We start from the raw sequence: 15,620 nt of genomic DNA on the forward strand, positions 1-15,620 counted from the left end.
GGTAATGAACTTTGATATTCACGAGGCGATTTCGCCTGAAAAACTTAATCGTCTTGCAGAAGTTACAGTAAAAGTTGGGTTAAATTTACAAGAGGGGCAGGATCTTATTTTGACGGCTCCAGTTTCAGCATTACCACTTGTTCGGCGTATTGCATATCATGCTTATAAGGTTGGTGCTGGTGTGATTACACCACTTTTTAGTGATGATATATTATCACTTACACGTTTTGAAAATGCACATATTGCTAGTTTTGATTGTGCACCTTCTTGGCTGTATGAGGGAATGGCAAAAGCTTTTGAAAATGGAGCTGCGCGTTTGGCTATTGTTGGTGATAATCCTTTGCTCCTTTCTAATCAAGATTTTGATAAGGTCGCCCGTTTAAACAAGGCTACGTCAATGGCTTATCAGCCTGCTCTTAAAAAAATATCGAATTTTGCCATGAACTGGTCAATTGTTGCTTATCCAACAGCAGGATGGGCTGAGGCAGTGTTTCCTTCTTTACCACTTAATGAGGCGGTTAAGAAATTAGCGGATGCAATTTTTGCTGCTTCACGTGTTACAGAAGAGAATTCTATGCAGGCGTGGGTTTCACATAATGCAACTTTGAAGAAACGCTCATCTTGGCTCAATGAGCAGCGCTTTTCTGCTTTACATTTTATAGGGCCAGGAACTGATTTAATAGTTGGTTTAGCAGATGATCATGAATGGCATGGTGGTGCATCGGCGGCTCAAAATGGTGTTGTTTGCAATCCTAATATTCCGACAGAAGAAGTTTTTACTACTCCTCATGCGCATAAGGTTGAAGGTTTTGTTCGTTCAACGAAGCCCCTTTCTTATCAAGGAGCACTCATTGATAATATTGAGGTACGGTTTGAGGCGGGGCGCATTATTGATGCACGTGCTTCAGCGGGGCAAGAGGTTTTGCAAAATGTTTTGCAAAGTGATGAGGGTGCAAGCCGATTAGGAGAAGTTGCTCTTGTTCCACATTCTTCACCAATTTCTAAGAGTAACCTTCTTTTTTATAATACATTATTTGATGAAAATGCCGCATGTCATATTGCCTTAGGGCAGTGTTATTCCAAATGCTTTTTAGATGGAGCATCATTGACGGTGGAGGAAATTGCTGCACGTGGTGGTAATAAAAGTATGATTCATATTGACTGGATGATTGGCTCAGATGAAATCGATATAGATGGCATTGCGCAGGATGGTACAAAAGTTCCTGTATTTCGTAAAGGTGAGTGGGCTTAATATTATTTTTCAATGGTACTTTGTTAGAAAGTACATAATTTTTAGAAAGAGTGATGCCCGAGCTTCCTGAAGTAGAAACCGTTCGTCGTGGGTTGGAGCCAGTTGTAACTGGTGCAAAGATTATCTCTGTCACGCTTCAGCGAAAGGATTTACGGTTTCCTTTCCCTGAGGGATTTTCTAAACGGCTTGTGGGAAGGACAATTCTAGAACTTGGTCGGCGTGCAAAATATTTATTGTTTCATCTTTCGCAGAATGAAACGATTTTAAGCCATTTAGGAATGTCAGGATCATGGCGCCTAGAGGATGATCTTTTGGAAAAAACATCTTCTGTTGCAGGAAAATTTGTTAAGCATGACCACTTTGTCATGGATATTCAGGTAAAGGATGGCAAAGTTTATCACCTTATTTATAATGATCCACGTCGTTTTGGGTTTGTGCTTTTAGTAGAGACATGCAGGCTTTATGAGCATCCACTTTTAAAGAAGTTAGGGCTCGAGCCGATGAGCAATGCGTTTTCTGGTCGTTATTTACAAAAGGCTTTTTTTAATAAAAAAATATCCCTTAAGGGAATTTTACTTGACCAGTCTATTATTGCGGGTCTTGGAAATATTTATGTTTGCGAAGCGCTATGGCGTAGCCGTTTGTCACCGCAGCGTGGTGCATTTACATTAGCATTAAAAACTGTATGTGCACGTGAATTGGCAGATTCTTTAGCACAGAATATACGCGATGTGATTTCAGAAGCCATTTTGTCTGGTGGCTCTTCTTTACGTGATTATGTACAGGTAGATGGTTCTCTTGGTTATTTTCAACATGCTTTTTCAGTTTATGGACGCGAAGGAAAAGAATGTTTGCAATGTGGAACGCCTATTATACGCATTTTGCAGTTAGGGCGTTCAAGTTTTTATTGTTCACAGTGTCAAAAATGAAAGAGGTCTCTTGCAAAATTCTACGAGAGGCTTAAAGTCACATTGATAATAATGAAGGTTTGAGAGGTTTTTTTATGCTTAATAAAGTACTAACACATCTTGATGATAATATAGAAAAGAGCCTTGAACGCCTTTTTTCTCTTTTACGTTTTCAATCGATTTCAACAGATTCGGCTTATAAGGATGAGTGTCGTAAAGCAGCAGATTGGTTAGTAGACGATTTAAAAAGTATAGGTTTTGATGCTTCACGTCGTGATACTCCGGGGCACCCTGTAGTTGTTGGGCATCATCCGGGGCCTTCCGATGATTGTCTGCATGTTTTGTTTTACGGGCATTATGATGTTCAACCTGTTGATCCACTGAGCTTATGGGAAGACAACCCATTTACACCTTCTTTAAAAGAAAGGGATGGTGAGAAAGTTATTTGTGCTCGTGGAGCTTCAGATGACAAAGGTCAAGTTATGACATTTATTGAAGCGTGTCGTGCCTATAAGAAAGAAACAGGACAGCTTCCTGTTAAAGTTACTGTTTTATTTGAAGGTGAAGAAGAAAGTGGCTCTCCTTCTCTTGTTCCTTTTTTAAAAGCAAATAAAGATGAACTGAAAGCTGATTGTGCATTGGTTTGTGATACAACAATGTGGGATGCAGATACGCCTTCTGTTTGTATTGGTTTGCGGGGTATTTTAGGAGAAGAGGTTACGATTACGGCAGCTAATCGTGATTTGCATTCTGGTGCTTTTGGAGGAGCGGCAGCCAATCCCATTCGTATTTTAACTAAGATTCTAGCAGGACTTCATGACGAAAATGGTAGGGTAACACTTCCAGGTTTTTATGATGGCGTAGAAGAAACACCTCCACATATTTTGCAATCATGGAATGCGCTTGATTGCACTGCTGAAAACTTTCTTGGTCCTATAGGACTTTCCATTCCTTTTGGGGAAAAAGGGCGAAGCATTTTGGAACTGGTATGGGCGCGTCCTACAGCAGAGATGAATGGGATTAGTGGTGGTTATGAGGGAGAAGGGATGAAAACGGTTATTGCTTCTCAAGCGAATGCGAAAGTGTCTTTTCGTTTAGTGCATAAGCAAGATCCAGAGAAGATACGCCAGGCTTTTCGTAATTATGTATCCAGTTTTATACCTGCTGACTGTACAGCTGAGTTTAAAGAGCATGGTGGTTCTCCAGCGATTCAGATTCCCTATGATTCACCTTTTATCAAGGTAGTAAAGGATGCTTTATCGCAAGAATGGAGTAATCCTGCTGTGCTTGATGCTATGGGGGGCTCGATTCCGGTTGTAGGAGACTTTCAGTCAATTCTTAATATGGAAGTGGTTCTCGTTGGATTTGCCTTATATAATGACCGTATTCATTCACCTAATGAAAAATATAATCTAAAATCGTTTCATAAAGGGCAGCGGTCTTGGGCACGTATTCTTGCGGCTTTAGAAAATAGGAGGGTAAATGACTGAGATCCGTGTTCATCAAGGTGATTTACCAAACTTAGATAATTATCAAATTAATGCTGTTGCAATTGATACCGAAACTCTAGGATTACAGCCATACCGTGATCGTCTATGTGTTGTGCAGCTTTCTTCTGGAGATGGTACTGCTGATGTTATACAGATTGCGAAAGGGCAGAAGTTTGCTCCCAATTTGGTTAAATTACTTGAAGATAAGGCCATCACCAAGATATTTCATTTTGGGCGTTTCGATCTTGCTATTTTAGCACATACATTTGGCATTATGCCTGAGGTGGTTTTTTGCACCAAAATTGCTTCGAAACTCACACGTACTTACACGGATCGTCATGGATTGAAGGAAATTTGTAGCGAGTTGCTCAATATAAATATTTCTAAACAGCAGCAATCTTCAGATTGGGCAGCAGAAACTTTATCACGCGCGCAAATTGAATATGCTGCATCAGATGTTTTATATTTGCATCGTTTGAAAGAGATATTTGAAGAACGTTTAAAGCGTGAAGAGCGCGAGCATGTTGCAAAGGCATGTTTTGAATTTTTGCCAATGAGGGCGAAACTTGATCTTTTGGGATGGTCAGAGGTTGATATCTTTGCGCATGGTTCAGTTTAGAAATGTGCTTTTAAACGGAATAAAAAAGTTACTGATATGACAGAACAAAATGCTCATATACTATGGGCATTTTGTTCTGTTGTGTTTTTTATGACATAATTTTAATAGAGAGAGCTATTTTCTTTGAAGATTATGCAATAAAATACCATTTATGAATTCAATTTTTCTGCTTTTGTTTTGCGGTTTACAAAAATCTATGGGGGAAACGAGAGTAAAAAAATAGGGATAATAAGTATTATAGGCAATTTGCTATACAAATGCTATCGAGTTTGTATCGTGACATACACTTATCAGCAAGGGGACCACAACCGGATGCAGAAAAAGAAACCGATTGCACGATAGAGGGCGTGCTTGTTTAATCACTTTTAATGTTTTCGATGATAAAGGTGCACGAAACTCTGCTGTAGCATTACGCTTTCCTTTCAATTCTCAGCAGGGATGGTCCATATATCATCTTCAATCTGATCCTTATGGATATAACGCAAGGGATATGTACGAAAGCTTGTTAGAATAAGAAGGCGTAAAGCTAAATGTGTCGTAGTTTGTGTTTTGCAAAGTGTTTGATAAAAAGCCGATACCTTTCTCCAATCTATTGCTGGTCTATTTTGTGTTTTATGCCTTTGTTTCCCTAAGAGGGCGCGTGTTTTCGCTGTTGCTTGCAAATTAACATCTAATCCCAGTGCAAAAGCATGTTTGAAACAAATATTGAGGTGGTTAAGAGCTCCATAAGCAACATAAGCTTTTATATGCCAAATCGTTGTAAGTGTATTGAATAATCAGTTTCTGTAATTTCTGAAATGGGTAGAAAGCCTAATTTGGGGAGAATATAAGACATAAAGGTGAAAACCAATTCCCAGCTCTTCTCATCTCCTTTTAATTCAGCTTTACGACTTTTAAAAGCGTCTAGAGCAATATCTTTTAAATAATAGAGATTACGTATTGCCTCACGTTTTTGTTTTTCACATTCTTCTTGAATAAGGTCGCGCCCCTCATGCACAACAGAACACCATTGTATTGCCAATGCACGGTTTTTTTTTAAGAAACATTTTTTAAAGCTCCCAAGCCCATTTCACGACGGCGCCTGTGGATGCTATAGCGATAAAGCCATTGAGCACCACCATCTTTACGCTTATGAAGATGCAAGCCGGCCCCATCATCTATTTATCTGTCCCAATGTTGCGACAGTCCTTGGTATTTAGACGATTCATAATAGGCATTTTTACTCCTTTCTTTAGAGTTTTTTTTACCCACACGCCATCCCCGCTTGTGATGTGCAAATAAATGATTATGATTGATTCAAAATGAGAGGATTTGAGATGAGAGAATCTTACAATATTCGAGGGTCTCATTCAACATGCAAAACAATAAATTATATTTATAAACAATATGTTGTCTGAATTGTGCATACGAAATAAAATATACCTCTTTACTAGAGTCATGCTTCAATAAATATCCATTATCTATCTGTGTGGGTAGTTTAAACTAGCAATTTCTATGTTACCATAGCTTAAAAAATTCATTTTTTAAATAAAACTGTTCTAAAATACCGATATTTAGATTTTGTACTTTCTCTCTATTAGCCATATCATTTTTTTATGGAATTTTGAAACGATAGCACTAGATAGAATTCATTATGGATATTTGCTAAGGAGTTAGATTGATGAATCTGAAATATTTTATTACAGCTTTCGCTACTTTTTTTTCAATTTCTGTGGCTCAGGGGGGGCTTATGACTGTTCAAAAGCAACTACAGGAAATATCATCTGCTGTTTTTTCAAATGAACAAAGTAGCAATACCTTGTCTGAAGTTTTTCAAGCAAAGTTTTCTTGTCTTGATAATGATCAGCAGCAACGGGCTGTTGAGTTGGTACCGGTATCCTCATCAGTAAAAAAAAGAAGGAGCCCAGGATCTGGCAAAAAAAGAGGTCGGCCAAGTTTGTTTACGAGAGGGCCGATGAGTTTTTAATAAGCAAAGAAACAAAGTTAAGAGGCGCCGACCCTTTATTTTGGGTAAACGGGGGGGATTGAGGGGAAAATAGTTTAAAGAGAGGCAAGTGTTTCTTTACGCTTTTGGGTGTGATGCCATTTTGTGGTTGGAGAATATATTATTTATACAATTTGAAAAAGAAAGAGAGGTATGATTGAAAAAGAAAGAGAGGTATGATTGAAAAAGAAAGAGAGGTATGAGAGCAATAAAGAGTTGCGGAACTCGTGGTTTTTCTATTTTGAGGCTTTTTATCGTAAGGAGAAAGGGAAAAGCTTTTTTTTCAGTTGGGAGAAAAGACTAAGGCGTTAAGTGGTTACATATAGAATTTCGGTAATTACAATCGAAGACGTTTTTTATGTAATTTTTAAGAGAATATTTCATTTTGCAATCAGCGTTAGCAGATCATTTTCATAAAGAATGCTGTTCAGGCTTTAGAGAGAATGCGTAAAGAACAGTATTGAATTTGATTGAGAGGATTATTTTGACAGTGGTAAGTTTACAAGTTCGCATTCATTATAGAACAAGTGGCTAAGGGGGAGGGGAGTTAAATTTTTTGTTTTTTATATGAGTGTATCATTTTTACTACAGATATCTGTAAAGGGGGCTCTATATGGAATTGAGTGTTCAAATATTCAGCTATGGAGAGAAATTATGAATATGAAATGGTTAATAACAGCTTCAGCTTTCGCTTTTGTTTCAGCTTCAGCAGCGAAGGCAGCAGATGTTATTGTTCCCCCTAACCCTACACCTGTTGCACCGGTTGTTGTTGCGCCCACTTTTTCTTGGACAGGTGTTTATCTTGGTGGACAGATTGGTGGTTTTTCAAGTAAAACAAAGATGGATATTCTCAGTAATGGAAAAGCTATTCCTGTGGATAATGATTTTTTACCTAAACTATCAGGTTTTATGGGGGGGCTTTATGCGGGTTCCAATATTGATCTCGGCAACGGTCTTATTTTAGGTGTTGATACAGATATCATGTGGTCTGACAAAAGTGATACTAAAATGGGAAAAGAGTATCTGATTGCTCAAAATCACATAGGGTATATTAATAAGATCCTGAACAAGGCTGGAATTAAGATTGGTGACAAGGCTCTCGAACATGGTGATAAACGCTCTCACAGTTTTACTTTAAAAGAAAAGTGGTCTGGTGCTACGCGGGTACGGATTGGTTTTGCTGCTGAGCGTATTATGCCTTATATCGCTGGTGGTATTGCCTATACACAGCTCCAGGATATCGCGTCGATATCAATAACAGGAAAGGATACAAGTAAAGTAAAAGTTTCTGGTAACCTCTCTGATGAAACAAAAACGTTTGTTGGTTATACCCTTGGTGCTGGTGTTGATTTAGCGATGACCAATAATGTTATTGTTCGTGCGGAATATCGTTATTCAGATTTTGGTAAAAAGAAATATTCAAACAATAAATATGAAACTTCTTACAAAACCAATGATTTTCGTGTTGGTGTCGCTTACAAATTTTAATATATTTGTAAGCTAAATTGTGCAGAGGTTCTATCTTTTATAGAACTTCTGTTATTTTCTGTAACTGTATTGTTACATTCCTCATAGCGCATGCAAAATATCATTATGCATTGTTTTGGATAAACCTTTTATAATGACAAAAGTGAAATTTCTTACAACATCAATAAAGGCCGCATATGTAATGGATAGATTGTAATACACAACGAATTTATTAAGCTGTTTTACCTTGGGTAGAACTCTATTTTGTACGAGAGTATCATTTTTATTATAGATTTTTTGCATGGTTGTTCAATATTGATTATTTAGGAATTTAGGAGAAAAATTTATGAATACAAAATGCTTAGTGATGACCTCTGTTATTGCTTTAATTTCAGCGTCTACGGCACAGGCTGCTGATATTATCGTGTCCCATGAGGGAATGTCTCAACGTGTTCCATCCATTGTAGCTCCTTCTACATTTTCTTGGACAGGTTTTTATGTTGGTGCTCAAGTTGGGAATTTTTCAAGTAAGGTTGAGATAACGGATACAGACACAAAAAATAAACTTTTCAGTAAAGATAATGCCCCTAAACCTTCAGGTTTTATGGGGGGCATTTATGTTGGCTCTAATATGGATCTTGGAAATGGTTTTATTCTAGGGGTTGAAACCGATGCAGTTTGGGCTGATCGAGGAGATACAAAAACACTCTCTACAAAAGAGCTTGAGGAGGGAGATCTTGAGGATTTTAATGCGACATTTGCAGAGGCTGGTATTAAGTTGAGTAATGATGAAAAATTTGCAGCAGGCGATACCGGATCATATATTTTTACTTATAAAGAAAAATGGTCTGGTGCGACACGGGTCCGTGTGGGTTTTGCGGCTACTGAACGCATTATGCCTTATTTTGCTGGTGGGATTGCTTATGCGCAGATGCAAGGTATTGCCATGGTTTCGGGAACAAAGAAACCCGTAGAGAATAAACCAAGCAAAACAATTTCTGGAACGGTGGGCGACAAAACAAAAACAATGGTTGGTTTTACCCTTGGTGGTGGTATCGATTTTGCCGTGACAGACCATGTTTTATTGCGTGCGGAATATCGTTACTCAGATTTTGGTAAAAAGAAATTCAAAGATGATGAGGCTGAATTTAACTATAAGACAAATGATTTCCGTGTTGGTGTCGCTTACAAATTTTAACGTATTTTAAGCTTAAATGACGAAGAGACTCTGTATTTTTACGGAGTTTCTATTTTTTTCTGTGACTATATTACCACATAACACATATTATTGCATATGTTTAAAATCGTTAAGTCTTCATTTTAGTAAAAAGGAATGGATAGACGACACATACTGATTCATATTTACTCTCAATGAGTTATAAATTTTTTGGCATAAAATCTTTCCTGTAGATAAACTTTCTAAGGGGCCTCGTTTATGAACAGGGCCTTTATTTCTATAAAAGTGACATTTTTGTTACAGATTTTTTTTGCCTAGTCCTATAAGATACGCTTCATAAATAAATTAGGAGCAAAATTTATGAATGTAAAATCTTTAATAACGACTTCCGTTATCGCTTTGGTTTCAGCTTCTGCCGCACAGGCTGCTGATGTTGTTATCCCTCATGAATCCGCACCAGTTGTTGTAGCCGCCCCTACATTTTCTTGGACAGGCTTTTATATTGGTGCTCAGATCGGTGGCTTTTCGAGTAAGGTTGAAATAACGGATCCGAAGACAAACAAGAAAATTTTCGATAAAAAAGACACACCGAAGCCTTCTGGTTTCATGGGTGGTATTTATGCAGGTTCCAACTTTGATCTTGGAAATAACGTCATTTTAGGTGTGGAAACCGATGCTGTTTGGGCTGACCAAGGAGACACAAAATCATATCTTTTTGATGATGATGATGCTCCTGCGACCCCTAACACAGGCAATAATGAAACTGGTACGAACCCTAACAATAGACCTGAAGAAGGTACTGGTGACAATGCTGCTGTTCAGAGATCTCTCAGAATGAACAGAGTAGCAGCTAACACGGACAAGGACAATTTTACTTTTAAAGAAAAATGGTCTGGTGCTACGCGGGTACGTCTTGGTTTTGCAGCTGCTGACCGTATTATGCCTTATTTTGCTGGTGGTATTGCTTATACACAGGTGCAAGGTATTTCTACATCTTCAACAACAGATGCAGCCGGTAAAAAAACTTCCACTAAAGATTTTGATAAAACGATGACAATGGTTGGTTATACCCTTGGTGGTGGTGTTGATTTCGCTATGACTGACAATGTTTTGTTACGTGCGGAATACCGTTATTCAGATTTCGGCAAAAAGGCCTTCGAGAAGGGTGATGCGAAGTTTAGCTATAAAACCAATGATTTCCGTGTTGGTGTTGCTTACAAGTTCTAATTGAGCACAAAGCTCAACTACTCTTACAAAATTAATTGCCTAAAGACCCTGTCAAAGACCGGGTCTTTATTTTTTTGTGAATGTGATATTTTTGCTACAGATATTTCAAAATAGATACACTATATACAACCCGTTTTGGATATTTGGAGATATTTTATGAATACGAAACGTTTAATAACGGCATCTGTTTTTGCTTTAATTTCAGCTTCTACAACACAGGCAGCTGATGTAATGATTCCTCATCAGACAACGCCGGTTTTTTCGCCAGCTTTTGTAGCTCCTACTTTTACATGGTCCGGATTTTATTTGGGTGGACAAGTTGGTGGTTTTTCTAGTAAAACGGATATGAATATTATTGGTAAGCATAAAAGCACACCGTTAAGTAAAGATTTGTCCCCTAAGCTTTCAGGTTTTGAAGGGGGGCTTTACGCAGGTTCTAATATTGACCTTGGCGACAATTTCGTTTTTGGTATCGATACGGATTTAATCTGGTCTGGTCAGAAGCACACAAAGTCTATCACTCTAGGTGCGTCTAATAATGCTGAAATGGATAATTTAGTAGGAAGATCTCGCCGATCTGTACGGTCAGCGCCTACACAAACACCAGCAGCACCAGTACCAGTAAAACCTGCAGCAACAAAACCTGTAACAACAAAACCTGTAGCAACAAAAACTGTAGCAACAAAACCTGCAGCAACAAAACCTGCAGCACCCGCAAAACCGGCAGCGGCCGCAAAACCGGCAGCGGCCGCAGTACAAAGAGCATCGGTTGCACGATCATTACCATTACCATTACCAGTACCAGGGGATGGTACGCAGCAGGTGTCAGCTAAGCCAGAGACATCCACACCAGCGGAAGCTCCACTATTATTGGCAAGATCAGCATCAGGAGAATCAGCACAACCAACCGTTTCTGCAAATCAAGTTTCAAAAGCAGGTGCCGACGTCAATGGTAGTTACAGCCATTCTCATGGTGGGCAGAATAGTGGTGGACATGGTTATCATGGTGTGGGCAATGGTTCACATGCGCACAGTGGCGCGCCTCACGGCATTGGCACTCATTCACACGGAGCTCATCCACATAGTTCTTCTAATCCCCATGGTGGACAGAGGGAGAGTGGTCTTGGTGCACAAAATGCAAAAGCTGCGGATGAAAACAGTAGCAGTATATATGGTATAGAGCACATTAAGAAAGAAATTTCGGCACTTGGTTTGGAGCAAAAGGGTAAAGAGTTGACTTTAAGTCATACTTTAAAACAGGATTGGGCTGGTGCAACACGAGTACGTATCGGTTTTGTTGCTGATCGCTTTATGCCTTATCTTGCTGGCGGTATTGCTTATGCACGGCTTCGAGACACGGTATCAATATCATTGAAGAAAGAGGATGGAAGCGTCATTTCTTCTAAAAACTTAACCGATGAAGCGAAGACGATGGTTGGTTATACTCTTGGTGGTGGAGTTGATTTTGCAATTCTGGACAATGTTATTGTGCGGGCAGAGTATCGTTACTCAGATTTTGGTAAAAAGAAATTTGTGAAGGAAAAACTCGAAATAAATTACAAAACCAATGATTTCCGTGTGGGTGTCGCTTATAAATTCTAATTTTTTATAAGGATGAATTTTCAAGAGGCTCCACTAATAGTGGAGCCTTTATTTTTTCAGAAGATTATTTTTGGGTTTTCTTTCTTGATCGTTTCATGATAAAGCCCATAGAATATAATGATGTATCTTCTTGATCACTGCTTAATATGAAAGATTAGCTCGGCTTTCCCTATAGATTAAAAAAACCAGAGTTGCAGGGTTCAGGGAAGTTATGCAAAAATGAATTCGTAAAAGTGGACAGGAATATTTCACAATGACTGTGAAAAATGAAACAATAGATTATTCGAAAACTCTTTATTTACCGCAAACAAATTTTCCTATGCGTGCTGGATTACCGCAAAAAGAGCTTGAATTAATAGAGCAGTGGGAAGATATGGGGCTTTATACGCAATTGCGTCAACAGGCGAAAGACCGCCCACTTTACATTCTTCATGATGGTCCGCCTTATGCAAATGGACATATTCATATTGGTCATGCTTTGAATAAAGTTCTAAAGGATGTGATTGTTCGTTCATTTCAAATGCGCGGTTTTAATGCAAATTATGTCCCTGGTTGGGATTGTCATGGACTGCCGATTGAATGGAAGATTGAAGAAAAATACCGTGCACAAGGGAAAAATAAGGATGAAGTGCCCCTTAATGAATTTCGTCAAGAATGCCGTGAATTTGCACAACATTGGATAACTGTTCAAAGTGAAGAATTTAAACGCCTTGGTGTTATTGGAGATTTTAAGACCCCCTATACCACAATGGCTTTTCATGCAGAAGCACGCATTGCCAGTGAGTTGATGAAATTTGCTTTGTCAGATCAGATTTATCGTGGTTCAAAGCCTGTGATGTGGTCTGTCGTGGAGCGTACGGCTTTGGCAGAGGCAGAGATTGAATATCATGATCATGAATCAGAGATTATTTGGGTTAAGTTTCCTGTTTTTAAAACAGATTCTGGAGATTTATATGGCTCTTATGTTGTGATTTGGACGACGACTCCGTGGACCATTCCTGGTAACCGTGCGGTGAGTTATTCGTCGCAGATTTCTTATGGTGTTTATGAAGTTGAAAGTGCGGAAAATGATTTTGGTCCTCAGTCTGGAGAAAAACTTCTTTTTGCTGATGCGTTGGCACTGAACTGTGCAGAAAAAGCAAAACTTGTTTTGAAGCGTTTACGCAGTGTTTCTGCGGATGAACTTAAAACGCTTGTTCTTTCTCATCCACTCAAAGGTTTGGCTGGAGGATATCATTATCAGATTCCACTGCTTGATGGTTCGCATGTAACAGAGAGCGCTGGTACAGGTTTTGTTCATACAGCGCCAAGCCATGGGCGTGAAGATTTTGAAATTTGGAATGCTTATAAGCCTTTATTGGAGCAAGCCGGTATTGATTCGTCTATACCCTTTCCTGTTGATGCTGCTGGTTTCTATACGAAGGATGTTCCTGGTTTGGGCCCGGATCGTGAAGGGAGACCCGCACGTGTTATTGATGATAATGGAAAAATGGGTGATGCCAATAGAGAGGTTATTAATGCTTTAATGAAAGCAGATCGGTTGTTTGCACGTGGTCGTTTAAAGCATTCTTACCCTCATAGTTGGCGTTCAAAAAAACCAGTTATTTTTCGTAATACGCCACAATGGTTTATTTCAATGGATAAAGATCTTGGAGATGGATCAACTTTACGTAGCCGTGCTTTAGAAGCTGTTTCGATGACGCGTTTTGTTCCTTCTTCTGGTCAAAACCGTTTAGCTTCTATGATAGCGGATCGTCCGGATTGGGTTCTTTCTCGTCAGCGTTCTTGGGGTGTTCCTATTTGTATTTTTGCCAATGAAGAGGGTGTCGTTCTGAAAGATGAGTGCGTAAATGAACGTATTTTACAGGCTTTTGAAGCGGAAGGTGCAGATGCATGGTTTTCTGAGGGAGCGCGTGAGCGTTTTTTAGGGGACCGTGTCCATGAGCCTTGGGTTCAGGTTTATGATATTCTTGATGTTTGGTTTGATTCTGGAGCAAGTCATAGTTTTGTGTTAGAAGATCGGGATAATTTGAAATGGCCTGCCGATGTTTATTTTGAAGGATCTGATCAACATCGTGGATGGTTTCAATCTTCTCTTTTGGAAAGCTGTGGTACGCGTATCTGCTCTCCGTATAAAACGGTGATTACACACGGTTTTACTTTGGATGAGAATGGCAAGAAAATGTCTAAATCCTTAGGAAATACAGTTGTTCCACAAGAGATCATTAAAACATCTGGTGCGGATATTTTTCGTCTTTGGGTTATGACAACGGATTATTGGGAAGACCAACGTTTAGGCAAAACAATTCTGCAAACGAATGTAGATTCATATCGTAAATTACGCAATGCAATTCGTTGGATGCTTGGGACATTAGCGCATGATGAACGAGAAGAAATACCTTATTGCCAATTACCGGACCTTGAAAAACTTATATTGCATCAGCTTTTTGAACTCGATCAATTGATTAATCGCGCTTATGATGAATTTGATTTCAAAAAGATTATGCGTGCATTGTTAGATTTTTCAATTACTGAATTATCAGCATTTTATTTTGATATCCGTAAAGATTCTCTTTATTGTGATGCGCCTTCATCACAAAAACGTAAAGCTGCTTTGCAGGTTGTTCGTGAAGTTTTTAAGCGCATGGTAACATGGCTTGCTCCTATGTTGCCTTTTACGATGGAAGAAGCTTGGCTAGAGTATTATCCAGAAAGTCAATCAGTGCATTTAGAACAATTTTATTCTGTACAAGAGGAATGGCAGAACGAATCTTTGGCTGAACGTTGGAAAAAAATTCGACAGGTTCGTAAAGTTGTGACGGGTGCTTTAGAGCTTGAACGCGCCAACAAGCGCATTGGCTCATCTTTAGAAGCCGCTCCTGTTGTTTTTATTTCTAATCCAGCTTTACTGGAGGCGTTAGAGAATTTAGATATGGCGGAAATTTGTATCACAAGTGCTTTAACAATTAGACAGGATGTACCACCTGTGAATGCTTTTACTCTGAGTGATGTTGAAGGTGTTGGTGTGTATCCAGAGAAGGCATTGGGTAAAAAATGTGCTAGATCTTGGCGTTATACACAAGATGTTGGAAGTGATCCAGCTTATCCTGACGTATCTGCTCGCGATGCTGCAGCGTTGCGGGAATTACAAATACTTGGCAAGATTTAAGATCAAGAGATAGAAAAACAGATTTGTAAAGAGCATTATTATGGTTTGAATTCTATCATTGATGCATAGAGTCTTTTATGGTAGGGGTGAAATCCATTATTTTTTTGTGAGGGGGGTGTATGTGTAGATCAGATCTCCAGTAAATCGCGAGAAGACTAATGAGTCATATACTTAGGAAAATGGGATAAGCAGTGAAAAAACGTGAAGTAAGAATATTGCCAATAAGTATTTTGGGCATGTGCTTTGTTTTAACAGGATGCGGTCTGTCTGCTCCTACCTATGGTACAGATAAGCCGGTTTCATTACAATTTTTTGAAGATGTTGCTAACCTTGCCTCGCTGACACCGAAAAATGACAACAGTCAGCTCATTATGAAGTCTCATCCAAAACTTGTGATTCCTGAACCCAGTTCGCGCAGATTTTTACCATTGCCACAGCAGGATAATTCTTCTGAGAAAACAGAAAAATCGAAGCAGCGCTTTAGTGGGAGTCAAGGTTCTATTTCCGCTAAACATATTGATTCTGTTGGTACTGAAAGTATTTCACGATTGAATGCTAAACAACGGCAGGAATATCACCGTCGTCAAAGAGCACAAGTTGGAAGCCCCAAATACCGTCGGTATCTCACTGAACCACCTTTAAGTTATCGTCAACCGGCAAAGATTGCGCCTGTTAATCGCTCAGAGGGAAAGGTGAAGCATTAAAAAGGCTTAAAAAGGGGTACT

The 15,620-nt window shown here is 39.0% G+C and carries 11 protein-coding genes and 1 pseudogene; 11 read left to right on the top strand and 1 reads right to left on the bottom strand.

The genetic code is table 11. The features are described 5' to 3' along the window. Positions 1-4: 4 nt before the first annotated feature. The 4 genes from NMK50_RS01085 (at position 5) to NMK50_RS01100 (ending at position 4,269) form a co-directional block, all read left to right on the top strand. The gene (locus tag NMK50_RS01085; protein ID WP_254770551.1) at positions 5-1,252 is read left to right on the top strand and encodes an aminopeptidase; all 1,248 of its coding nucleotides are present in this window, start codon (positions 5-7) and stop codon (positions 1,250-1,252) included. A 53-nt stretch (positions 1,253-1,305) separates the two neighbouring features. After that, complete coding sequence (gene mutM, locus NMK50_RS01090; protein ID WP_254770552.1) at positions 1,306-2,181, top strand: bifunctional DNA-formamidopyrimidine glycosylase/DNA-(apurinic or apyrimidinic site) lyase; 876 nt, start codon at positions 1,306-1,308, stop codon at positions 2,179-2,181. A gap of 74 nt (positions 2,182-2,255) precedes the next feature. After that, on the top strand, positions 2,256-3,650 hold the full coding sequence (locus tag NMK50_RS01095) for a dipeptidase (RefSeq protein WP_254770553.1): 1,395 nt from the start codon (positions 2,256-2,258) through the stop codon (positions 3,648-3,650). Then, positions 3,643-4,269 carry a ribonuclease D gene (locus tag NMK50_RS01100; protein WP_254770554.1) on the top strand — a complete coding sequence of 209 codons (627 nt, stop codon included), beginning with the start codon at positions 3,643-3,645 and terminating at the stop codon, positions 4,267-4,269. Before NMK50_RS01095 ends, NMK50_RS01100 begins: the two co-directional genes overlap by 8 nt. A gap of 271 nt (positions 4,270-4,540) precedes the next feature. Here NMK50_RS01100 and NMK50_RS01105 read toward each other — a convergent pair. Further along, a pseudogene (locus NMK50_RS01105) lies at positions 4,541-5,486 on the bottom strand (tyrosine-type recombinase/integrase); the annotation flags it as partial. A 443-nt stretch (positions 5,487-5,929) separates the two neighbouring features. Here NMK50_RS01105 and NMK50_RS01110 point away from each other — a divergent pair. The 7 genes from NMK50_RS01110 to NMK50_RS01140 all read left to right on the top strand — a co-directional run bounded on the left by NMK50_RS01110 (position 5,930) and on the right by NMK50_RS01140 (position 15,599). Beyond that, positions 5,930-6,235: a hypothetical protein gene (locus NMK50_RS01110; RefSeq protein ID WP_254771143.1), complete on the top strand. Its 306-nt coding sequence runs from the start codon at positions 5,930-5,932 to the stop codon at positions 6,233-6,235. 672 nt (positions 6,236-6,907) lie between these two features. Beyond that, on the top strand, positions 6,908-7,741 hold the full coding sequence (locus NMK50_RS01115) for an outer membrane protein (protein ID WP_254770555.1): 834 nt from the start codon (positions 6,908-6,910) through the stop codon (positions 7,739-7,741). 325 nt (positions 7,742-8,066) lie between these two features. Beyond that, positions 8,067-8,918: an outer membrane protein gene (locus tag NMK50_RS01120; RefSeq protein WP_254770556.1), complete on the top strand. Its 852-nt coding sequence runs from the start codon at positions 8,067-8,069 to the stop codon at positions 8,916-8,918. Positions 8,919-9,257: 339 nt separating this feature from the next. Next, positions 9,258-10,124 carry a porin gene (locus tag NMK50_RS01125; protein WP_254770557.1) on the top strand — a complete coding sequence of 289 codons (867 nt, stop codon included), beginning with the start codon at positions 9,258-9,260 and terminating at the stop codon, positions 10,122-10,124. 156 nt (positions 10,125-10,280) lie between these two features. Further along, the gene (locus NMK50_RS01130; protein ID WP_254770558.1) at positions 10,281-11,726 is read left to right on the top strand and encodes a porin; all 1,446 of its coding nucleotides are present in this window, start codon (positions 10,281-10,283) and stop codon (positions 11,724-11,726) included. A gap of 253 nt (positions 11,727-11,979) precedes the next feature. Continuing rightward, the gene (gene ileS / locus NMK50_RS01135) at positions 11,980-14,895 is read left to right on the top strand and encodes an isoleucine--tRNA ligase (protein ID WP_254770559.1); all 2,916 of its coding nucleotides are present in this window, start codon (positions 11,980-11,982) and stop codon (positions 14,893-14,895) included. Positions 14,896-15,086: 191 nt separating this feature from the next. Continuing rightward, positions 15,087-15,599 carry a hypothetical protein gene (locus NMK50_RS01140; protein WP_254770560.1) on the top strand — a complete coding sequence of 171 codons (513 nt, stop codon included), beginning with the start codon at positions 15,087-15,089 and terminating at the stop codon, positions 15,597-15,599. Positions 15,600-15,620 lie beyond the last annotated feature (21 nt).

It is taken from the genome of Bartonella harrusi (assembly GCF_024297065.1).
Lineage (GTDB): Bacteria > Pseudomonadota > Alphaproteobacteria > Rhizobiales > Rhizobiaceae > Bartonella > Bartonella harrusi.